The organism is Nocardia uniformis NBRC 13702 (assembly GCF_001613345.1).
GTDB lineage: Bacteria > Actinomycetota > Actinomycetes > Mycobacteriales > Mycobacteriaceae > Nocardia > Nocardia uniformis.
Genome location: NZ_BDCE01000076.1, coordinates 36,983 through 59,506, shown reverse-complemented (window position 1 = coordinate 59,506; position 22,524 = coordinate 36,983). Strand labels below are relative to the sequence as shown.

Sequence of the window (22,524 nt, the reverse complement as noted above, 5' to 3'; positions counted from 1 at the left end):
CTGCGATAAACCTCCAGATGTATCTTGAATATCGTGCCGCCAGACAACGGTACATCATATAAGTAGATATCGCGATCAGCAGTCAGGAGCAAGCACGTCGTACCCCAACCATCAGTACGACGTGCGTTCATAACCATGGAGACCCCGCAGCCTCGGCCAACCCGCACAGCTACCCTGGATTCCGATCCACCCCAGACCGGCTCGACACTCCCCGACGAACTCCTCGGCGACCTGACCCACCTGCAGATGGCGTACTTCCGCCAGATCCGCTCCGGCGCCACACCGCTGAGTTCCACACAGGCCGAGCGGATCTTCGGCCACCATCTGGCACTGGGCAGCACTCGCGCCGACGGGGCAGCCACCATCCGGGTGTACCACCCCGCCGAGGCGAGCGGGATCGGATCGGCGGTGCAGATTGTCAACACCGACATGCCGCTGCTGGTCGAATCACTGGTATCGACACTGCGGCGGCTCGGTGCCACGGTAACCGACGTCATCCATCCGATCTTCGATGTCACCCGCGACGAGCAGGGGGTGCTGTGGTCCCTGGCATCCCACGACGGTGACAGCTCCGACACGGCTACCGCCGGCTCGGCCACGCGGGAATCCTGGATCCACATCCAGCTCAGCGCCAGCACCGAACCCGCTGTGCTAGCGGACATTTCAACGGCCCTGCCACCGCTGCTCGCCGACCTGCGCCGGGTTTCCGACAGCACCGTGCAGATCCAGCGCCGACAGTCGGAACTGGCCGACAAGATCGACGGCCCCGATGGATACGCAAAGCTGTTGCGGTGGCTCGCCGATGAGCGTTTCACACTGCTCGGATACGCCGAATTCGAAGTATCCGCCCCGACCGACTCGGCCGACCGCCATACGCTTCGCCGACTGCCCGGATCCGGTTGCGGAGTATTCGACGACCGATCGAACACGAGAATCCTGGTGCCGGAATTCGGTCCGGACCGCGGAATGCTTCGGCTGGCACCGGGTTCGGCCGAGTCCGCGGCGCCCGGCTGGATCGACCCCTACCTCATCGGTATCGCCGAATACGACGACGAGAACCGCGTGGTCGTTGAGCACGTGTTCGCCGGGACGTTCACGGTCACCGCACTGCACGAGAACATCCTCGACATCCCCGTCATCGAACAGCGGGTGCGGCAGGTCATCGAATGGGCCGGGTTCGAACCCAACTCCTTCTCCGCGCGTTCGATGCTGGAAGTGCTGCAATCACTCCCGCGCGTCGAACTGTTCTCCTCCGAGGCCAGACGACTCTTCGACACCGCCTCCGCCGTGCTGGGTCTGGGGCTGCGCCGTCAAGTGCGGCTGTTCCTGCGGCACGACCCGCGGGGTCACATCGTGTCCTGCCTGGTCTACCTTCCGCGGGACCGCTACACCACCGGGGTGCGCCTGGCCATGCAGAGCATTCTGCTCGCGGAATTCGACGGCGAACACATCGGCTATTCGGCGCGGGCCACCGAATCCGAGCTGGCGAACATCTACTTCACGGTCTATCGGGGTGAGCACGCCGGTACGGCCGACATCTCCGAAGCCAATCGGCAGCGCGTCCAGGACCTGTTGTTCGCGACCACCCACACCTGGGCCGACCGGCTGGTCGCCGAGGCGGCAACCAGTACCGCGGTCGACTCCGCGGTGGCGAAACGCTACGCCGACGCCTTCCCGGACGGCTACAAAGAGGACTTCACCCCCAGCCACGCGCTGGCCGACCTGCTGCGGCTGGAGCACCTGGCCGGCGGCATCGATACGCGCCTGTACCGGGCACCCGATGCCGCCGTCGGCGATTGGCAGTTCACCCTCTACATCAGCGGCGCGGGCGTCTCGTTGAGCCGGGTCCTGCCGATCCTGCGCAGCCTCGGCGTCGACGTGCGGGACGAGCGGCCGTATCGAATCGACCTGCCCGATACCGGTACCCGCTGGATCTATCACTTCAACCTGCACGCGCCGCGCGAGCTGCTGACCACCGCCCTGGCGAGCACCATCGATGCCGCACTCACCGACGCCGACGCTCGTGCGGAGGTGGTCTCGGGTCCGCAACTGCGGTTCACCGAAGCCTTCGAGGCACTGTGGTACGAGCGAGCGGAATCCGACGGACTCAACGAGCTGGTGCTGCGCGCGGGGCTGCACTGGCGCCAAGTGACGATACTGCGCGCCTACGCGAAATACCTGCGGCAAGCCGGATTCGCCTACAGCCAGCCCAACATCACCCGGGTCCTGCACCAGCAACCATGGGCGGCACGGTCGTTCATCGATTTGTTCGAGGCGTACTTCGACCCGAACCGGACCGGAACCGGGCGAGAAGCCGAGATCGCGGCCGAGTTGCATGCCGGGATCGACGCCGTCGCCAGCCTGGACGCCGATCGAATCCTGCGCGCGATCAGCGGACTTGTCACCGCGACGCTCCGGACGAACTACTACACGACCGATGGTGCGGGCGGAGAACACCGCAGCTACCTCGCCTTCAAATTCGACCCGAGACAGATCGCCGAACTACCGAAACCCAAGCCGCAGTTCGAGATCTACGTCTACTCCCCCAGGATCGAAGGGGTGCATCTGCGATTCGGCTCGGTGGCCCGCGGCGGTCTGCGCTGGTCGGACCGCAGGGAAGATTTCCGCACCGAAATCCTCGGACTCGCCAAGGCGCAGGCGGTGAAGAACGCCGTCATCGTTCCGGTCGGCGCCAAAGGTGGCTTCGTGGTGAAGAATCCGCCGCCCGCCACCGACAACCCCGCCGCGGACAGGCAGGCCGTCTGGGCCGAGGGGGTGGCGTGCTACCGGCTCTTCATCTCCGGACTCCTCGATCTCACCGACAACATCGCCCCCAGCACCGGCACCGTGCTGCCACCGGATCGGGTGGTGCGCCGCGACGGCGATGACACCTACCTCGTGGTCGCCGCGGACAAGGGCACCGCGACCTTCTCCGACATCGCCAACGAGGTCGCGCGGCGGTACGGCTTCTGGCTCGGCGACGCCTTCGCCTCCGGCGGTTCGGTGGGCTATGACCACAAGGCCATGGGTATCACCGCGAAGGGTGCCTGGGAGAGCGTGAAGCGGCACTTCCGGGAAATGGACATCGACACCCAGACCGAACCCTGCACCGTCGCCGGGATCGGCGACATGAGCGGCGACGTGTTCGGCAACGGCATGCTGCTGTCCGAACATCTCCGCCTGGTCGCGGCCTTCGACCACCGGCATATCTTCCTGGATCCGAATCCCGATGCCGCCCAATCGTTCGCCGAGCGGAAACGGATGTTCGCCCTGCCCAGATCCTCCTGGGCGGACTACAACGAGGCGCTCATCAGCCCGGGTGGCGGGGTGTGGGATCGCACCGCCAAAACGATTCCGGTCAGCCCGCAGGCACGCCTCGCGCTCGGGCTGGACGACGACGTCACCGAGCTGTCGCCGCCGGAGATGGTGCGCGCGATCTTGCTCGCACCCGTCGATCTGTTGTGGAACGGCGGTATCGGCACCTACATCAAGGCGGCCAGCGAATCCGATGCCGAAGTCGGCGACAAGTCCAACGACCCGGTGCGGGTGAATGGAAACCAGGTACGCGCCAAGGTAATCGGTGAAGGCGGCAATCTCGGTGCCACGGCCCTCGGCCGGATCGAGTTCAGCATGCACGGTGGCCGGATCAACACCGACGCACTGGACAATTCGGCCGGCGTCGACTGCTCCGATCACGAGGTCAATATCAAGGTGCTGCTGGACCGCGTGGTCTCGAGCGGGGAACTCGACACCGTCGAACGCGACAAGCTGCTGGCCTCGATGACCGACGAAGTCGCCGAACTCGTACTGCAGGACAACATCGCACAGAACTTCCTGATGGGTCTCGCCCGCGCCGACGCGGCCGAGTCGGTCGAACTGCACCGTCGGATGATCACTGCCCTGGAAGCGCTGCGTGGCCTCGATCGGAAACTGGAAGCGCTGCCGTCGAACACCGAGATCACCCGGCGGGCCGCGGCACAGCGCGGCCTGACTTCCCCCGAACTCGCGAACCTCATGGCGCACGTGAAACTCGGGGTGAAGGCCGACCTGCTGGCCGGCTCGCTGCCCGATGACGCGGCGTTCGCCGCACGACTGCCGCAGTACTTCCCGGCCCCCCTCCGGCAACGATTCGGCGCGGCGATCGACACGCACCCGCTGCGCCGGCAGATCGTGGCCACCGTGCTGGCCAACGACATCGTCGACCTCGGCGGTATCACCTACGCCTTGCGCCAATCCGAGGAGGCGGGTGCCGATACCGAGGATGCGGTGCGCGCCTTCACCGTTGCCGTCGAGATCTTCGACCTGCACGATCTGTGGCGCCGGATCCGGACCACCGAGATGCCGACCGCGGCTCGCGATGCGCTGGAGCTGGAAACCAAGCGAACGCTGGACCGCGCCTCCCGATGGTTGCTCGGCAACCGGCCGCAACCGATCGACATCGAAGCGGACATCGAGCGGTATTCGACCGGGATCCGTGTGCTCGCACGCACGGTGCCGGACCTGCTGGGTGCGGATCACCGGTCCGACCTCGCCGCTCGATCCCGGCCGGCGATCGAGGCGGGTGCGCCGCGGGAGCTGGCCGAGGAAGTCTGCCGGCTGATCTATCTCTTCCCGCTGCTCGACGTCGTCGACATCGCGGACACGACCAGCCGGAGCCGCGATGAAGTGGCCGAAGTCTATTACGCCCTCGACGATCACCTGAAGATCGAGCGACTCCTCAATGCCGTACGGCGCTTGGACCGGGGTGGTCGCTGGCCCGCACTGGCCCGGCTCGCTATTTTCGACGACCTGTACGCCGCCCTGCGGTCGCTGACAGCCGCGGTGCTCACCGCGACCGGTCCGGACGAAACCGCGGCGGAGAAGATCGCCTACTGGGAGTCGACCCAGCGCGCCAGGCTGACCCGTGCGCGAGCTGTGCTCGACGAAATCCACTGCGGCGGCGGGCGTGATCTGGCAACCCTGTCCGTGGCGGCGCGGCAGATCCGGAGCATGACGACGGGGTGGGTGCTCGAACCATCCCGCCGTCGCGACTGACTACCGGCTACTACCGGCTACTACCGGCTACCACAGCCCCCGGCCGTTCAGGAGCCGCTTGGCTCTTGCGGCCGGGTAACGCTGCGGCCCAGGATGATTCGGCGCTGGAGCTGGCCGGGGGTTGGCTCCGGCCCGCTCGCCGGCGGCTCCGGAGCCGCCGCTCCGCAGCCGAACCTGGTGCGGATGATCCGGGTCGGCCGTCGGCGATCGATCGGTGTGCTTCGGTGCCGGTCCAGGTTCTGCACAATATTGCCGGAACTGTCGTAGCCGACACCGGCCCAGATCATCGCGCGCGGCCCCTCACCCCGAGCGGTCAGTGTCGCGGCAAGGCCCTGGCACTGGCGGCGGAGTGGGCAACGGTCACAGGCCTCGACGGCCTCCCGCCAGACGTCCGGCGTGCCGGTGTCCAGATCCCAAATGTCGGGTCGCTCGGCACACGGCGGACGCTGCACGGCTCTGGGTTCGGGGCGACTGGGCTGCGCGGGGGCAGGGCGGTGCTGTGGAGGGAATTCGGTAATGGTCATAGCAGTCTCCGGGTACGCCGGGGACACCCTCGTTCGACAGGTGTCCCGATATCACGCGAATACGCGCCGGGTGGTTCATCAGGGCTGCTCCACAGTCCCCGGAATCAGCTGCAATCAGCTATTCCGAACAGTAGCGGAACACCAGAACCTCGACAACCCCAGACATGCCATTAAATAGCGGCACGTTCTATAGTGTACCGTCGTTCATAGTGGTTAACTGGTTGTATGAACCCGGAGCCGGAATACACCATCGATGATCTCGCGCGCGCCGGGCGCACCACGGTGCGTAGCGTGCGCGTTTACCACGAACGCGGCCTGCTGCCACCCCCGCAGGTCCGCGGCCGGACCGGCTACTACCGACCGGAGCACCTGTCCCGACTGGAAACCATCAGCCAGCTGCTGAGCCGGGGAATGAAGCTCAGCAGCATCAAGGAGCTGCTCGACGCCTGGGACCGCGGCGAGGAACTCGCCGATGTGCTCGGCGTCAAGAACCAGTCGATCAGGAACACCGACACGGGCAGCGCCGCCACCGCGGAGCTGGAACGAGTCCTCGCCACCGGGCGCGACGCCTATCCCATCCTGCACGAGCTGGCGGCCCGGTTGCTCGGGGCCGACGTTCCCGCCGCGGAGGTCCTCCAACTCCTCACCGGGCTGCATGCCGATTGCGCCCGGGTCGCCGCCAGGCAGGCCGAGTTGATCCGCAGACTGACCCTCCAGGCCCGCCGGCCAGCACTAACCGCCGATGGTGACGATTGGGCGCACGAGACCACGCAGGCAGACGGCCTCTGCGCCCAGGCCTCCAACGAGCTGATCAAAGGCGCCATGCGGCACCACAGCAACCGCGGATACCCGGCTGTTGCCGGTGAAGCCGGGCAGAAACAGTCCTGATGGCCCGCCAACCGGCCGCCCCGCGGCCCCACGAACCCGGATCCGAGTCGGCTGTGATTCGCCTCGGCAACGGGTGTGTCAATATTCTACGAGCCGTTATTTAACGGCCCGAAGTGTGGTTTGATAGACAGTATGGAACCGCTGAATGCCGTGTTCTTCGGTAGCGACGTACCCACCCGCGGGTTCTACCGGGCCGCCAGCCCGCGGCTTCGGGCGTTGTCCAAACACCTAGCTATGGCCGGCGTGGCACAGCATGAACTCACCGTGCTGTTCGCGGGAATCGAGTCCGATTGCCTGCACATCAGCGGCGGACGGGTCGAGTTGGTGGACCGACTTGTCACTCACTTCATCGAGGACGCCGGGTTGCGGGAAGTTGCACGCAACCCGGCCTAGGGACCGCTTACTTCGGCGCCGCTCGCTGTCCGGAAGCCGCGGCGCGCCCAGCGACCTTCCTCGCGGCGGTGTCGCTCGAGCCGCCAGATGTCACACGGCGATGTTGTTACCCGCCGAGGTGGTGCTCATGGAGTTCGCAATACTGATAGCATTCGCGATACGCTTCGGACGGGCTGTACCGTCACTCCGCTCATATTTCTCATCGAATAGTGCGGCAACCCTCCCTGGATCATTCCGCACGTCTTCATGATTGATGTGCTGGAACGCTCGCGACTCACCGTTTCTCATCTCGTGCGAAATATAATCGATCTGAATCCTCCAGTCGGTGATGGATCCACCTTGCGCGGCGGCGAAATCCTTGAGCCCCTCCAGCCGGTCGGCGCGCCACTGAATCAACCCCAGAGATTTTTCACCCGGCGCGTCATTCCAAGCATCGGTTTTGAAATTCGATTCCGCCTGAATGTTGCCCAGGATTCCGGCCGCTTGCGCCGGCGTGAACCCATTGTCGATCAGGCGCTGGTACATCTCCTCCACCCGCGGCCGCTGACCTTCCGGAATCATCGCCGCGTTCATCGCCGAGTAGCCTCCCATATCACCCCCGGACGGCGCAGAGCCGCCGTATCCGCCGGTATTCATGGCTGGTAGCGCGGGGTAAGACGGCGACGAAGGGTAGGAAGGTGATGACGAAGTGATTCGCTCGGCTTCTTTTTCAGCCTCGTTCGAAGTGTCCTGAATTATAGAATGGATGGCATCCAGCCCCCCCAGCAGCGCGGTCAGCAGACGCAACTCCGCCGCCGTCGACAGCAGATACTCCTTCGTATCCTCATCGAAGTACGGCTTCTCCGCACTCAACGCTTCCTCGAGTTTTACGACCTCGCCATCAATTTCCGACATGGCCGTGCTGGTCGCTGTCGACGTCGCATATGCCGAGGTGTCCACGTCTTCATTCTGCTGCCGGAGTTCCACGGCAATGCCGTCGATCTTGCCCTGACTCGACGCATAATCGGACACCATGGCCGATCCGTTTTCAGAATCGGTGACAAGGCCTTCCTTCTCGAACATGTCTACCAGGTTTTGCGCTTGCGACCCCGCACCAGAACCCAGCAGGTCCACTGATGTCTGAATCGACTGCTCAGTAGCTTCGATCACGGATACCAGCCAACCCGGCGAACCGTTCGGCGGCTTCAGATCAATGCTCCAACCCGAGAAATGCGCCACCGCCTCGGTCGGCTTGGAGTCGGTAATAGCCATGGAGCCTCCTGCTTCCCACATTCGAGTGTTCCCTATCCCCGACAGCGGGAAGCCCCGTCACCTCATTCAGCGGGCCAGTGGCACACCGCCGAGGTGCCACCGACCATGGGTGCGGCTCCTTTCCGAGGAGCCTTTCGCGCGGTGCTGGTAGACGGGCCGGACATCGCGATCCGGGCGGTGGGTACCCGGCCGCGGTTCGCGGGCGGTGGAACCCGATGACCCCGAACGCTCCACGACAACACAGCCCGAAGGCCGCTGGTGCACAAAGCTTTTCACCGCCGATGGTTGTCGGCTGTTCAGTCGTCCTGGAGCAGGAGCCGGAACGACGGATGGGCAGGCGTCAATGGCCGAACGGCGCGAAAGTCCTTCTCATCCAACGTCAGTATGTCGTTGGTGAGGTAGCGCTCGGCGAGCACGACATTAACCGCGTCGGCCAGGTCGAGCCGGAGGCCTCGATACTGTTCGATGATCTGCTGGGCGATCCGGAAGTCGTCGCGGTCGACGACCGCAATGAGCACCGCGCCCTCCTCGGCCGAGGTGAGCAGGTCGTCGAGTACGAGATCGGCTGTGCGACGATCTTTTCCGAATCGTGCGATGAGCAGATGATCGATTTCGTCGAGGACCAGTGGCGAGACGACAGCGACGGAGGTGGCGAGGTATTCACGCGCTTTCTCGTGCAGTTCCGCGGCGCGATCGTAGGCAGCGATGATGGCCGAAGTGTCGGCGATGAAGAAACTCACTCGCCGTATGCCTCGCCGAGTGCGTCCTCACTGTTGGCAGCGAACTCAGGATCGCCGGAATCGAACGACGGCCATGGGCGGGTGCGGCGGGCGCTGTGCGCCCGCAGCAGTACGAGGTCGATTCCCTCACGAATGAGGTCGGCCTCCGATCGCCCAGTCTTTTCGGCTGCCTCTTTCAGACGGCCAGCCTGCTCGGGATCGAGGTAGACGCTCGTCTTGGCCTTCATGAACATAGGGTACTACGTAGGGCACCCACGGGGTTGGCGCATTGCAAGAAAAACAGCAAAGCCACAGGCCAATGACCTGCGGCTTTGCTGCTACGTGAACTGACGGACCAGCATACGAACCGCGCGGTGCTGGTCGGCGGGCCGGAAATCATGATACGAGCAGTAGGCACCCGGTCGGACTCGGACGGCGGTGCTCGATGATCGCGACCGCTCCACGTGCCCGAGCGCAACGAATCACCTGCGGATCGCATCGCCGACTCCTCGGCAACGCTCCAGCAAGACAACTGTTCCGGTGTCGGCAAGAGGCGCACGATCACAACGGCAGAACGCGCACAAGATTTGCGGCAGAACGCGCACGCATTGCGCGGCAAAACGCGCACGGGACATGCGATACTACTGCGGTGACCTCGTCCTTCTCGTCATCTCCGATTGGTCGGATCCTTCCCCGTCATGCCCACTCAGCAGTCCATGAGGCACTGGCGGATACGCGCGTGGTCCTGGTAAACGGGGCTCGTCAATGCGGCAAGAGCACGCTGGTCGCCCGGATAGGCAGGGAGATCGGCGCGACCTGGCGGAGCCTCGACAAGCCGGAGACCCGGCAGGCAGCCGGCTACGACCCAACCCAGTTCGTCCTCGACGATTCCCTCTTGATCATCGACGAGGTACAGCGAGTACCGGAGCTACTGTTGGCGATCAAGGAGACCGTCGACGCCGATGGACGACCCGGCCGGTTCCTGCTCACCGGTTCGGCTCACGTCATGGCACTCCGCAGCGTTCCGGACGCCCTTCCCGGACGCATGGAAACGATTGAACTCTGGCCGCTCTCCCAAGGCGAAATCGACGGCGCGCCGGACAGATTCATCGATTGCGCCTTCGACCGCGGACCACAGTTACGGTATGACGGGACCGAAAATCGCGATGACTACATCGAACGGATCGCACGCGGCGGCTTCCCCGAAGCCGTTGCACGAGAGGGCAAACGGCGTTCCCGATTCTTCTCCTCCTACGTCGCCGATCTGATCAACCGAGACGTGATGCAGCTGTCCGAGATCGAACGCGCCGCAGAGATGTTCACCCTGGCCAACCTCGTCGCCGCCCGCTCCGGCCAACTCCTGGTTCCCGGCACCCTCGGCAACGAACTCGGCCTGCCCAAGGACACCGTCGCCCGCTACCTCCGCCTCCTGGAAGAAGTCTTCCTGATCAAACGCATCCCCGCCTGGTCGCGAAACCTGACGACTCGAGCCGTCGCAACCTCCAAGGTGTTCATGGTCGATTCCGGTATCGCCACATACTTGTGCGGTGCCGACGCCCGCGCGCTGCGGGCCGTGAACGGCCCACTCGGGCCACTGCTGGAGGGCTTCGTAGCCGCTGAACTCGCTCGCCAGCTCACCTGGTCCGATCAGGACGCCCGCATGTTCCACTACCGCACCCGCGACAACGTCGAAGTCGACATCATTCTCGAGAACAACCGCCGAGAAGTGATCGCTATCGAGGTGAAAGCCGCCGCCACCGTCAAGGGCGAGGACTTCCGCGGTCTCCGCCACCTCGCAGAACGCCTGGGTGACGACCTCCTCGCCGGATACGTGCTCTACACCGGCACCGAAACCCTCCCGTTCGGACCGAAATTCCGCGCCCTGCCGGTCAGCGCCCTGTGGAACTCACGACCATGACCGCCTCGAACGGTTCGCGCACTGCCACGAAAAAGGCAGAGCCGCAGGCTATCGACCTGCGGCTCTGCCGTTCTGTGGAGCTAAGGGGACTCGAACCCCTGACCCCCACACTGCCAGTGTGGTGCGCTACCAGCTGCGCCATAGCCCCGTATTGAGTTTTGCCATCGGGGGTGTTCCCCGCTGGCCTGAACGAAGTTACACCACGGCTGTTCTGCTGACCAAATCGCCTGGATAGATGGGTGACATCGGCGATCTTCGAGAGTAGGGTCGAACGTATGTTCGACAGCAGGGAGGTCCAGGTTATGGGTGACGAAGAGCTGGTCGACGCGCTGCGGCGGGCACATGGGGCCGCGGCGTTTGCCCAGGCGGCGGAGATCACAGCGGTGCGGGAGTTGTATCGACGACATCGGGCGAGCAATGCCGCGCCCGGGCCGGGCGGGGTGCGGGCCGGGGAATTCGCGGCGGCCGAGGTGGCGGTGGCGGTACAGGTTTCCGAGACCGTGGCCGCGGCGCTCATAGATATCGGACTCGCGCTCGACGAGCTACCGCAGACGCAGTTGGCGTTCGCCGCGGGGCGGATCGATCTGGCGCGGGTGCAGGTGATTGCCGAGACCACGCGCGGGTTGGCGCGCGAGGTGCGAGAAGCGGTGGAGCCCAAGCTCATCGATGTCGCCACGCGCAGTGATCCGATTCGGCTGCGGCAGACGGCGCGGCGGTGGGTGGCGCGATATGACCCGGATGGGGAGCGGCAGCGGCGCGAGGATCGGGAGCGGGATCGGGATGTTCGCATTCGGTCGGTGCAGGACGGGATGGCGGTCTTCGACGGATTGCTACCGGCGGCCGGAGCGCAGATCGTGGCCAATCGACTACGGGAGCTGGCGGCAGAGGTCTGTGCTGACGATCCCCGTAGCATGCCGCAGCGCCGCGCCGACGCCCTGGTGGCGTTGGCCGACGGGTCCGGTTGGTTGCGCTGCGAGTGCGGGCACGGGGAACGCTGCCCGCAGGAGCAGGCACGGCCGGAGCCGCGGGCACGTGGTGGATCACGTACGGACCCGAATGGATCCGAGCTTTCGAACGTCGAGGGCAAGCTTCCTCATGGTGAGGGAACGCCTCGGCACACCCGGTCCAGCCCGGTTCGCGCCGAGTCGCAGGTACCGCGGCAACCACTGATCCAGGTCGGGGTCTCCGCCGAAACTCTCGCGGGAATTCGCAATGATCCGGCATTACTCGCGGGATACGGGCCGATCGACGCACCGCTGGCCCGCGCGATGCTCGAGTACGCCCGCGTCGAGGTGGTACCGGAACCTCCGACCCCGCGAGCGGGAGCCGAACGCTCCTCGTCGCAACTACCCGAAGAGGTACGCGCCGTCGACGGCCTGTGCCGGTTTCCCGGCTGCCCCATGCCCGCCACCGACACTCAGCTCACCTACGTCGAAGCGACAAACCCCCGGCCGCGGCTCCCGGGTATGGCGCACGTGGCTGCTCTGTGTACCCGGCACCATCGCCTGAAAATGTTGGTGGACAGGGGATCCCAGGCCTGGCGCATCCGCCGCCCGGACACCGACCGCATCGAATGGACCGACCCCACCGGCGAAACCCACACCACCACCCGCGAGGGGGCCCGATACCTCTTCCCCCACACCGACATCGAAGCTCCCCGCCTCCCCCCGACCCCGTACGAACGCGTGAACATCCACCCGCCCTACCCGTTCCGCTCCCTCCCCGCCGACCTCTCCTATCCCATAGACGGCCACACTCTGATCCACCCACAGCTCTCCCGCTGCACTCCCGAAAACGACATCCCCGACGCGCTTCCGGTCCGGGCCACCGAGTAGTCGCTGGATGTCGCCGGTATCTCCTACTAACGCGCTGGCCATCGGTCGCTGGCAGGAGGCGGGGCCGAGTGCTGTTCTCGGGGCCTACGTAGCCAGGTTGGGAGCGGGGGTGGCGGTTCCAGCGGGGTTCGGAAGAAGGGCAAGACAATCAGTGTGGTGGCGTCGCCTGCCGTACCCGACCTGAGTCCCCCAGTCAGGCGCGGATTCTCACCTTCTCGACGGTGGACCGACCGTTGTCCCGATTTCGGGACAGAACAAGACACACGAAACAGACAAACAAGAGACAAGAGCGCCAGGACGAGAAGGGATCAAGACCAAAACCAAGACAAAGAGGACATACCGAAGCAGACCGATCGGTCAGGGGGACCTGGTGGCGGCATCGGCCGAGTAACCCCCGCCACTATGGCCCCCTGACCGATCGGTCTGCTCCGGCGGGCGCGAATCTGTATCTCTTCGTTGTGGAATCTCGAGGACGTGACAACGGTCCGCCGCCAGGCTGGAATGGAAGATCACGGCACCCGACCGGGGACTCAGGTCGGGGACGGCAGCCAACGCCACCACATAAAATTGCCCGGCCTCCGAGCACCCGCTGGAAGCCGCACGCCGCTCCCAACCTGGCTACGTAGGCCCCGAGAACAGCACTTGCCTTCAGCGGCACGAAGGCTGAAACCCGTTGTCAGGGACGGAAGGCTGGAAGGCGGGCCACCAACGTGATCCGCGTCGTCGCACCAGCCCACTCCACAACGACCATGGTTCGCCTCACGTGCGCCACCTCAGCGAGCAGCGGTGAGCACCCACTCCTCGTCAGTCCATTCGATCTTGTTGCCACCGATGAACACCGAGGGTGTCGCCACCGTGCCGTCGTTGGCCGCCTCGAGCGCGGTCAGCGCCGCTTCGGCGTGGTTGCGGGCGGATTCGGCGCGCTCGCCGGTGGTGATGCACTGCTGCACCGCATCCGGTGCACCGGATTCCTTGGCGATCTCGGCGATGTCCTGATCGCTCAGATCGCCGCTGCCCTCGGTGGGCTGCCGCGAGGTGAACATCAGGTCATGGAATTTCGAGTACACCGGGCCGTCGCCGTTCTGCGCCACGCACTCGTTGGCGGCGATGGCACGCGTCGAATAGTCCTTGCTGTTGGACTGTTCGTCGAGGAAGTTGACGAGGCGGTACCGAATCGCGAACTTGCCCTCGTCGATCTGCTGCGCGATCTCCTGGCCGTAGATGCGCTCCAGCGACCCGCAGGCCGGGCAGATCGGATCCTCGTAGACCTCCACGGTCTCGAGGACACCGGGCTTGCCGAGGACGATCGCGCCATCGGAATCCAGGGCAACCGTTACCGCCGGATCATGCACGGGACCATAACCGTCATTACGGATCTCGCTATTTCCGCTGTTCCATCGGAAGAGGGCGAATACGATCAGGGCGACCACCACCACGGCTACGCCGCCGAGCGCGTAGGTCGTCGTGTTCGACACCGGCCGAGGGGTGTAGTTCGTAGAGGATTTACTCACGGCCAACACTCTGCCGCAATGCGCGACCGCTGTGACGAGCACCCCACCGCATGGGCATCCACGCCCCACGAACTACCACCCAAACACGACAAACCGCCGCACTACCCAGCCATTCCGGCACGCTTTCGGTCGAATCCACATCCATTCGGGCAGCGGTGGATCCCGGCTGGAAACACGCCGGGATGACGAAGGTGGGGACCGTCCAGCCAACGCGTCATATGCGCCCGTTCGCGAGCCCAGGCGGCGCACCCGGTTGGCGGGGCTGAACACCTGATCAGAAGTCCTGAGCGCAAGTCCCTTGTCATTCCGGCATGCTTTCGGCCGGAATCCACACCGGAATGGCACCGCACAGTGTGGATCCCGGCCAACTGCACGCCGGGATGACGGCGCGGGTCCATCGCGAAACGTGCGGTACCTCCGGCCACCCGCTCAGTGTCGTACTCGGATGGCCAGGCGTCACACTCAGCAGGGCGCGGCCAAGCGTCACACTCAGCAGGGCGCGGCTAGGTGTCGCGCTCGGTTGGGCGCGGCTAGGTGTCGCGCTCGGTTGGTCTGGTCGTCACCTCCGCCAAGGGCTTGCGCTGCAATGGCTCCGGCACGAACATCCACACCAGCCCGGCCGAGGCCAGCACCACGCCCGTGACCCCGAGCGCGAACCCGTACGAAACCCGTTCCGCCAGCAGACCCACCACATACGGCCCGAGCACCGTCCCGAGATCCGCCGCCATCTGGAATCCGGCCAACACCGGCCCACCGCGCCGACCGCTCCCGACGATATCGGCGACCGCGGCCTGCTGAGCGGGCGTGAACATGCCGGACCCGAACCCCGCGACGAAGGACGCCACCAGCAGCCAGGTGAGGTTCGGCGCGAACCCCAGGGCGCCGGTGCCGATCGCGCAGATCAGCGTGCCCCAGACCATGAATGGTTTACGGCCCAGGCGATCCGACCAGCGGCCGGACAGGAAGAGCACCACCGCGTTTCCGGCGGCGAATACCGTCAATGCCACCCCGGCGAGGGCTTCGTCGTAGCGCAGGACCTCCACGACCAGCAGCGGCACCAAGGCCATGCGCACGCCGAATACCGCCGCGCCATTGCCGAAGTTGGACCACAGCACCGCGCGATAGGTGCGCTCGGCCAAGGCCTGCCGGAAGGTCATGATGGGGGTATCCCCGGCGACCTCGGGCAGCGCGAGCGCCGAATTCTTCAGCGCCGCATACACGATGTAACTCGCCACCAGCAGCGCCACCGCATAGATGACGAACGGCCAGCGCAACCCGAACCCGGCCAGCGCACCGCCGACCAGCGGCCCGGTTATGGATCCGATGAGGAAGCTGGTCGAGTAGATCCCCGACACCCGCCCGCGTTCGGCCGGCGGCGACATTCGAATCACCAGTGCCAGCGAGGACACCGTGAACATGGTGGACCCGATCCCGCCCAGGGACCGCAATACCAGCAGCTGCCAATAGGTTTGCGCCAGCGCACACGCCCCCGTGGATACCGCCACGATCAGCAGCCCGCCCAGATAGACCGGCCGCTCCCCCAGTTTCTGCACCAGCCGACCGCTCACGGGCGCGAACAGCAATCGCATCAGGGCGAACGCGCTGACAATGGCCGAGGCCGCCGCGACACCGACACCGAATCCGCGCGCGTACTGCGGTAGTGCCGGTGCGACGAGCCCGAATCCGATGGCGATGGTGAAGGCCGCGCCCACCAGCACCCAGATCTCGACCGGTAGTGCGGTGCCTGATTTTCTCCGCTCCGCTCCGGTGGATCTATTCACCAGATAGCGCCTGTCCCACCAGTTCCTCCGCGGCCGCCTTCACCAGGGCCAGATGTTCGGGGCCCTCGAAGGATTCCGCGTAGATCTTGTACTTGTCCTCGGTGCCCGACGGCCGGGCGGCGAACCACGCGTTCTCGGTGGTGACCTTCACTCCGCCGAGCGCCGCACCATTGCCCTTCGCCCGGGTCTGGATGCCGGTGACGGGTTCCCCGGCGATCTCGGTCGCTGTGATCATGTCCGGCGTCAACGCCGCCAACCGTGCTTTCTGTTCCACGGTGGCATCGGAATCGGTACGCGAGTAGGTCGGCGCGCCGTAGCGCTTCTCCAGTTCCGAGTACCGCGTGGACGGGCTCTGCCCGGTGACCGCGGTGATCTCGGCGGCCAGCAGCGCCAGCACAATGCCGTCCTTGTCGGTGGTCCACACGGTGCCGTCACTGCGCAGGAAGGAGGCTCCGGCGCTCTCTTCGCCGCCGAAGGCCAAACTGCCGCTGAACAACCCGGGCACGAACCATTTGAACCCGACGGGTACCTCGTGCACATCGCGCCCCAGCACCCCGACCACCCGGTCGACCATGCCCGACGTCACCATCGTCTTGCCGATCTTGGTGAGCGCGTCCCAGCCCATCCGGTTGGCGATCAGGTATTCGATGGCCACGGCCAGGTAGTGGTTCGGATTCATCAGTCCCGCATCGGGAGTCACGATCCCGTGCCGGTCGGCATCGGCATCGTTACCGGTGGCGATGTCGTAGTCGTCCCGAATGGAGACCAGCGATGCCATGGCATAGCGCGAAGACGGATCCATCCGGATGCGCCCGTCGGCATCGAGCGTCATGAACCGCCAGGTCGGATCGACGAACGGATTGACCACCTCGAGTTCGAGGTCGTACCGCTGCCCGATCTCCTCCCAGTAGTCCACACTCGCCCCGCCCATCGGATCGGCACCGAGGCGAATCCCGGCGCCGCGAATCGCGTCCAGGTTCAATACATTCGGCAGGTCCGCGATGTAGCGGTCCAGATAGTCGTAGCGCTCCACCTTCTGCGCCATCGCGTTCGAGAGCGTCGTGCGCTTCACGTCGGCGAGACCATTGCGCAGCAGCTCATTGGCGCGCGCGGCAATGGCGTCGGTGGCGACCGTATCGGCCGGTCCACCGTGCGGCGGGTTGTATTTGAAGCCACCGTCACGCGGCGGGTTGTGCGAGGGCGTCACCACGATGCCATCGGCCTGATGCCGGGTGCCACCTCGATTGTGCCGCAGCACCGCGTGGCTCAAAGCCGGTGTGGGCGTGTACCTGTCGCGCGAATCGACGATAACGGTGACGTCATTGGCGGCGAAGACCTCGATCGCGGTGGTCCACGCCGGTTCCGATAGCGCATGGGTATCACGGGCCAGGTACACCGGTCCGGTAATGCCGCGGGTGGCGCGATACTCCACGATCGCCTGCGAAATGGCGAGAATATGCGCCTCGTTGAAGGCATTGTCGAGACTCGATCCGCGATGGCCGGAGGTACCGAAGGCAACCAGCTGCGCCGGATCCGAGGGATCCGGGATACGGCTGTAGTAGGCCGTCACCAGATGTGCGACGTCCACGAGATCCGCGGCCCGGGCCGGACGACCGGCTCGATCGTGGGCCATGCTCGGGCCTCCCTTCCGTACCGCCTGGGACCGGCTCGTCATCAGCATCATGACGACACCCACAGTGCTGTCTCCGATAGGCACTGTGCCGCAGACGCTCCGATGAAAGCCGCGGCCAGACTCGCCGCAACGCCGATCACGACGTTCGCCACCGCATAGCTGAAAGCGCCCTCCTCAGCCAATCGAACTGTCTCGTATCCGAACGTACTGAACGTGGTCAGCGCCCCGCAGAATCCTGTCCCCGCGGCGGCCAGCAGCCAATGGTTTGCTCCCGATCCGATCAGCACGCCCAAGATCGCCGACCCGGTTACGTTCACCACCAATGTGCCCAGTGGAAAGACACTACCGAATCGACGGGCCATTGCGCGATCCGCCAGATATCGAGCGGGCGCGCCGACCATACCGCCCAGCGCTACGAGCAGCACTGTCACGAATGCGCCCCCTGCCACAATTCCACGGGCGAGAGCGCCACCGTCACCGAATTCAGCAGGTCCGCATTGGATTCCACAAACGCGCGCAACCGCGCCGTGTCATCGACGATCATCACCATCACCGGCAGATGCTCGGCCAGATCCAGCAGTCGGGTGGTGTGGATATCCGACGATTCCCCGTAGCCCTCGACGCCACGCCAGACACTGGCCCCGGCCAATCCGGCATCTCGGGCGCGTCGCACGATCTCGTGATAGCGGGGGCGATGCTGCCATCGGTCGTCCTCGCCCAGCAGCACGGTGAGCCGCGAGGCGGGTCGCCAGCCCGCACCCATCGAATCATTCATCGTCTGCCGCCTTTCCGTGTGCCGCTTCCAGTCCCCAGCAACCACCGCGTCATGCCCACCCCGACAATGACCGCGCCCAATGACGCCATCACAGTTCCCCCGAGGTATCCGAACGCCGCAACCGTTCGGCCCGATTCGAGCAGTGTACGAACTTCTACGGCAAAGGTGGAGAAGGTCGTGAAGCCGCCGAGCACACCGACGCCGAGAAACGGCCGCACCAGCCGGTGCGCAGCCCACATTTCATTGATACACACCATGAGCGCGCCGATACCGAAACAGCCGATAACGTTGACCGCCAACGTCTGCCACGGAATCGCGCCGACCTGTGGCAGCCATACGCTCACCCCGTAGCGCAGCGCGGCGCCCACTCCGCCCCCCAGGGCGATAGCCACGAGAACCGGTGTGTCGGCTCCGCCGAGTCTCGACCCCATCAGCCCTCCCACCGTTGTTAGCTATTTCGTTGCCGCCCGCGTGTTGTTGAGCCCGATCGACACCTCGGAACTGCGAGGATAGTGCCGCCATCCCGGCGTTGTCCCATCGGCCTCAGGAGCGAAGTTGACGGCACGGCAGTCGATCAGAGGTTTGCTGGTCCGGAGCTCTGTCATCGCTGCGGCGATGGCGGCAGCCTTGGCGAGCGGACTGAACGCAGCACCCGCCGCGCACGGGGCGGTCTACCCCGTTGCCGAAGCGGATGGGTTCTACGCGCCCCCAGGCAATCTCGCCGATTTCGCCCCCGGCGATGTGATCAACCACCGTCTCGTCCCCACACACGGCTTCCCGGGCGCGACGGTCTGGCAGCTCGCCTACCGTTCGACGAATTCCGGCGGTGCGCCCATTACCGCGGTCACCACGCTGCTGCTGCCGCCCGGCGGCGGTGCGCGCCCGCTGGTCTCCTATCAACCGTTCGTGAATTCCCTGGGCCTGCAGTGCGCCCCGTCGCACAGCCTGATCAACGGCAGTCTGCAGGAGGCACCGGCGCTGAACCTGCTGCTGGCCCGCGGCTGGGCGGTGGCCATCCCCGATCACCTGGGTCCCACGAGCGCGTACGGCGCTGCCCGCATGGGCGGACAGGTGACCCTCGACGGCATCAGGGCAGTCAAGCGGTTCGGCCCCGCGGGGCTCGGCGCTTCGCCGGTCGGCCTGGCCGGGTACTCCGGCGGGGCCATGTCCACCGGTTTCGCGGCGGCCCTGGCCCCCGCGTACGCACCCGAACTCCCGCTCGTCGGTGTCGCCGTGGGCGGGGTTCCAGTGAATCCCGGCAAGCTGGCGCTGCAGGTCGGCAATGCCCCGCATCCGCTGTTCGGTCTCGGCTTCGCGGTCGCGGTGGGATTGGAACGCGAGTATCCGAACGAAATGGCTATGGATCGCGCGCTGAGCCCCGCCGGTTTCGCCCTGCGCTCGCAGATCGCCAATGCCTGCACCAGTGAGATCATCAGCGCCGGCGCGAATCACTCGATCGGCGAAATGTTCCGTCCGGGAATGGAAGTCGATGCCACGATCGTGCGCACCATGCACGAGAACAGCCTGGAGATCTATCCGGGTGTCCCCCGCGTCCCGGTCTACCAGTGGCACGGCGGCAATGACCAGGTGCCGCTGGATCTGGCACTCGGCACCGCGGGCCGCTACTGTGCCGCCGGCACGCCGGTGCTCTTCGACGTGATCCCGGGTACGGACCATGGCACCGCCATCGTGGCGGGCGCACCCCGCGCCTTCGGCTACCTCGCCGATCGCTTCGCGGGCAGCCCGGCTCCGTCCAACTGCTGAGCCCGCCGACGGCTCGGCGAGCCGAGGCACCACCGAAACACCGTGCCCCCGTCCGCGACTGCGGACGGGGGCACGTGTTATCTATCGCGCAGCGAATCTCAGTGCGCCAGTACGGGTTCCCCCTCAGCGGGTGCGGGCACGGTATTCGGCATGAGGAACGCGATAACCACCGCGCCCACCAGGAAAATGCCCGCGGCCCACCAGAATGTGGTCGTGTAGCTCGCAATCGCGGCCTTGGCCATGGTGATCGGCGCGGCCGGGTCGTGCTCGGTGACGTACTTGTCGAAGGCGGTGGCCGCCAGGGTGCTCAGCAGTGCGGTGCCGATGGAGCCGCCGACCTGCTGGCTGGTATTCACCATGGCCGAGGCGACACCGGCGTCGGTGTGCACCACACCCGCGGTCGCACCCTGGAACGCGATGGACATCGCGGTACCGCCGCCGAGGCCCATGAGGATCAGGCCGGGCAGGATATGGGTGGCGTAGGAGGTGTCCAGGTCGATCTGGGTGAGCAGCGCCATGCCGAGCGCCTCGAGCAGGAAGCCCGCGGTCATAGCGATTTTCGGCCCGACCCTTGGCATGACCAGCGTCGGCACCGTGGTGGAGGAGACCACCATGCCCACCACCATGGGAAGGAAGGCCACACCGGTGACGATCGGCGTGTAGTGCAGTGTCTGCTGCATGTAGTAGGTCAGGAACAAGAACATGGCGAACATGCCGATACCGATGGCGAACACCGTGAAGTAGGAACCCGCCCGGGTGCGGTCGGTCAGAATCCGCAGCGGCAGCAGTGGATGCGCGACCCGCGACTCGATGGCCACGAAGGCCGCCAGCAGGGCGACGCCGCCGATCAGGAAGGCGAGGGTGGCCGAGCTGGTCCAGCCGTCGGATTCGGCCTTCGAGAAGCCATAGACAATGGAGAACAGCGCGGCGGTGACCGTGATCGTGCCGGGCACGTCGAGTTTGGGTCGTTCGGTGGCGACAACGTGCTTGGCGAGCAGCATAGCCGCGCCGACCAGCGCGACAGCCGCGAATACCAGGTTCACGTACATCACCCAGCGCCAGGACGCCCACTCGGTGAGCGCGCCGCCGAGCAGCAGGCCGAGTGCGCCACCCGCACCCGCGACCGCGCCGAAGATACCGAAAGCCTTTGCCCGCTCGGACGGTTCGGTGAAGGTGACGGTCAGCAGCGACAGTGCAGCCGGAGCCAGCAGCGCGCCGAACACGCCCTGCGCGACCCGCGCGCCGACCAATACCTCGAAACTGCCCGCCGCGCCGCCCACGGCCGAGGCCACCGCGAAGCCGACCAGCCCGGCAATGAAGGTGGTGCGCCGCCCGAACAGATCGGAGAGCCGTCCGCCGAGCAGCAGCAGGCTGCCGAAGGCGAGGGCATAACCGGTGACCACCCATTGGCGGTCGGCATTGGAGAAGCCGAGATCGGCCTGGGCCTCGGGGAGCGCGATATTCACGACGGTCGCGTCGAGCACGACCATGAGCTGTGCGATACCGAGTACCGCCAATACCCACCAGCGCAGGGCATGGGAGCCCCGGCGACCGGTCGGCGAAGGCGACTTCGCTATATCGACGGTGGTTGTCATGGATACTTCCTTGTCCCGTACGCTGAGTGGAGGCGATCCCTCCGCTTTCCGAGTGAATCTACCATCCAAACGGAGATAACTCCTCCGCTTAATCCCGAAGCTTGGTAACATATGGGTGTGAATCACGCCACTGCCACGGCTGTACCGCTTCCGACCGGCCAGTCTGGCGCTCCGCAAGCCGATCCGTCGACGGCCACCGGCCAGCCGCCCCGACGGCTACGAGCCGACGCCGCCCGCAATCAACAGCGCATCATCGCGGCCGCGCGCGAACTGTTCGCCGAACACGGCCTGGAGATCACCCTCGACGATGTCGCCGACAAGGCCGGCGTAGGCGTCGGCACCGTCTACCGCCGGTTCGCCAATAAACAGGAGCTGATCTCGGAGGTCTTCGACCAGAACGTCTCCGAGTTCGCCCAGGCCGTCGACACCGCCCTGCACCACCCGGACCCCTGGCAGGGCCTGCTGGACCTGTTCGAATACGCCTGCCAGCACATGGCCACCAACCGCGGCCTGGCCGAGGTGCTGCTCGAAATGCGCGACAGCATGGAGCGGTTCGCCTGTATGCGCGACCGGGTCCGACCGGGCATGAATCAGGTCGTGCGGCGAGCCAAGGACGCGGGCGTGCTGCGCCCGGAGATCGAACCCGGCGATTTCTTCGCCATGGTGAATATGGTCGACGCCGTCGCGGGCTTCGCCCGCTCGGTCAACCCGGATGTCTGGCGCCGCTATATGGCACTGGTCCTCAATGGCGTCCGGGGCGATTCGGTACCCCGGCTACCCCTCGACATCCCGCCACTGTCCGAGGACGAGGTGGACCGGGCCAAGACATCTATATGGGAGTGCCGCAAGAGGTGACAGCGCCCGGGCAGTTCGACGGTGCCCGCCGCGAAACGCAGCCCCCAT

General features: G+C 65.7%; 18 protein-coding genes and 1 tRNA gene. 7 read left to right on the top strand and 12 right to left on the bottom strand.

From position 1 onward, the window contains the following. Nucleotides 1-135 precede the first annotated feature (135 nt). Nucleotides 136-5,034, top strand: coding sequence for an NAD-glutamate dehydrogenase (locus NU1_RS29190; protein ID WP_084521905.1), 4,899 nt, complete (start codon nt 136-138; stop codon nt 5,032-5,034). A gap of 47 nt (nt 5,035-5,081) precedes the next feature. On the opposite strand, the gene NU1_RS41860 is transcribed toward NU1_RS29190, so the two are convergent. Next, nucleotides 5,082-5,558, bottom strand: coding sequence for a hypothetical protein (locus tag NU1_RS41860; RefSeq protein WP_157553200.1), 477 nt, complete (start codon nt 5,556-5,558; stop codon nt 5,082-5,084). A 225-nt stretch (nt 5,559-5,783) separates the two neighbouring features. On the opposite strand from NU1_RS41860, the gene NU1_RS29180 reads away from it, so the two are divergent. Together NU1_RS29180 and NU1_RS29175 are read left to right on the top strand one after the other, a co-directional pair. Further along, nucleotides 5,784-6,446, top strand: a complete 663-nt coding sequence (locus NU1_RS29180) for a MerR family transcriptional regulator (protein WP_067526498.1) — start codon at nt 5,784-5,786, stop codon at nt 6,444-6,446. A 132-nt stretch (nt 6,447-6,578) separates the two neighbouring features. Beyond that, nucleotides 6,579-6,839 (top strand): hypothetical protein, encoded by a 261-nt coding sequence (locus tag NU1_RS29175; RefSeq protein ID WP_067526496.1) that lies wholly within the window; start codon nt 6,579-6,581, stop codon nt 6,837-6,839. Nucleotides 6,840-6,929: 90 nt separating this feature from the next. Here NU1_RS29175 and NU1_RS29170 read toward each other — a convergent pair whose 3' ends face one another. The 3 genes from NU1_RS29170 to NU1_RS29160 all read right to left on the bottom strand — a co-directional run bounded on the left by NU1_RS29170 (nt 6,930) and on the right by NU1_RS29160 (nt 9,057). Then, nucleotides 6,930-8,090: a phage tail tip lysozyme gene (locus NU1_RS29170; RefSeq protein ID WP_067526493.1), complete on the bottom strand. Its 1,161-nt coding sequence runs from the start codon at nt 8,088-8,090 to the stop codon at nt 6,930-6,932. Nucleotides 8,091-8,386: 296 nt separating this feature from the next. Further along, nucleotides 8,387-8,830, bottom strand: coding sequence for a PIN domain-containing protein (locus NU1_RS29165; protein WP_169815160.1), 444 nt, complete (start codon nt 8,828-8,830; stop codon nt 8,387-8,389). Next, nucleotides 8,827-9,057 (bottom strand): ribbon-helix-helix domain-containing protein, encoded by a 231-nt coding sequence (locus NU1_RS29160; RefSeq protein ID WP_169815159.1) that lies wholly within the window; start codon nt 9,055-9,057, stop codon nt 8,827-8,829. Before NU1_RS29160 ends, NU1_RS29165 begins: the two co-directional genes overlap by 4 nt. A gap of 491 nt (nt 9,058-9,548) precedes the next feature. Between NU1_RS29160 and NU1_RS29155 the strand changes: the two genes are divergently transcribed. Beyond that, entirely contained in the window at nt 9,549-10,727 is a 1,179-nt protein-coding gene (locus NU1_RS29155) for an ATP-binding protein (protein ID WP_245720369.1), read from the top strand. Between the two features lie 75 nt (nt 10,728-10,802). On the opposite strand, the gene NU1_RS29150 is transcribed toward NU1_RS29155, so the two are convergent. Continuing rightward, nucleotides 10,803-10,875 (bottom strand) — tRNA-Ala (locus NU1_RS29150). Between the two features lie 127 nt (nt 10,876-11,002). Here NU1_RS29150 and NU1_RS29145 point away from each other — a divergent pair. After that, nucleotides 11,003-12,562, top strand: coding sequence for a DUF222 domain-containing protein (locus NU1_RS29145; RefSeq protein ID WP_067526488.1), 1,560 nt, complete (start codon nt 11,003-11,005; stop codon nt 12,560-12,562). A 773-nt stretch (nt 12,563-13,335) separates the two neighbouring features. Here NU1_RS29145 and NU1_RS29140 read toward each other — a convergent pair. The 6 genes from NU1_RS29140 to crcB (NU1_RS29115) form a co-directional block, all read right to left on the bottom strand. Further along, a complete protein-coding gene (locus tag NU1_RS29140) occupies nt 13,336-14,073 on the bottom strand; it encodes a DsbA family protein (RefSeq protein WP_067526586.1) in 738 nt (245 codons plus the stop codon). Between the two features lie 530 nt (nt 14,074-14,603). Beyond that, a complete protein-coding gene (locus NU1_RS29135; protein ID WP_067526486.1) occupies nt 14,604-15,854 on the bottom strand; it encodes an MFS transporter in 1,251 nt (416 codons plus the stop codon). Beyond that, nucleotides 15,847-17,487 (bottom strand): phosphoglucomutase (alpha-D-glucose-1,6-bisphosphate-dependent), encoded by a 1,641-nt coding sequence (pgm, locus tag NU1_RS29130; RefSeq protein ID WP_067526583.1) that lies wholly within the window; start codon nt 17,485-17,487, stop codon nt 15,847-15,849. The genes NU1_RS29135 and pgm overlap by 8 nt, the downstream gene beginning before the upstream one ends. A gap of 47 nt (nt 17,488-17,534) precedes the next feature. Beyond that, nucleotides 17,535-17,918: a fluoride efflux transporter CrcB gene (gene crcB / locus NU1_RS29125; protein ID WP_084521910.1), complete on the bottom strand. Its 384-nt coding sequence runs from the start codon at nt 17,916-17,918 to the stop codon at nt 17,535-17,537. Further along, nucleotides 17,915-18,262, bottom strand: coding sequence for a DUF190 domain-containing protein (locus NU1_RS29120; protein WP_212761313.1), 348 nt, complete (start codon nt 18,260-18,262; stop codon nt 17,915-17,917). Before NU1_RS29120 ends, crcB (NU1_RS29125) begins: the two co-directional genes overlap by 4 nt. Beyond that, complete coding sequence (gene crcB, locus NU1_RS29115; protein ID WP_067526484.1) at nt 18,259-18,693, bottom strand: fluoride efflux transporter CrcB; 435 nt, start codon at nt 18,691-18,693, stop codon at nt 18,259-18,261. Before crcB (NU1_RS29115) ends, NU1_RS29120 begins: the two co-directional genes overlap by 4 nt. 184 nt (nt 18,694-18,877) lie before the next feature. Here crcB (NU1_RS29115) and NU1_RS29110 point away from each other — a divergent pair, with 184 nt between their 5' ends. After that, nucleotides 18,878-20,026: a lipase family protein gene (locus NU1_RS29110; protein ID WP_084521900.1), complete on the top strand. Its 1,149-nt coding sequence runs from the start codon at nt 18,878-18,880 to the stop codon at nt 20,024-20,026. 98 nt (nt 20,027-20,124) lie between these two features. Here the strand turns inward: NU1_RS29110 and NU1_RS29105 are convergent, their stop codons facing one another. Beyond that, on the bottom strand, nt 20,125-21,621 hold the full coding sequence (locus tag NU1_RS29105; RefSeq protein WP_067526482.1) for a DHA2 family efflux MFS transporter permease subunit: 1,497 nt from the start codon (nt 21,619-21,621) through the stop codon (nt 20,125-20,127). 117 nt (nt 21,622-21,738) lie between these two features. Here NU1_RS29105 and NU1_RS29100 point away from each other — a divergent pair, with 117 nt between their 5' ends. Then, nucleotides 21,739-22,476 (top strand): TetR/AcrR family transcriptional regulator, encoded by a 738-nt coding sequence (locus tag NU1_RS29100; RefSeq protein WP_371859850.1) that lies wholly within the window; start codon nt 21,739-21,741, stop codon nt 22,474-22,476. Nucleotides 22,477-22,524 lie beyond the last annotated feature (48 nt).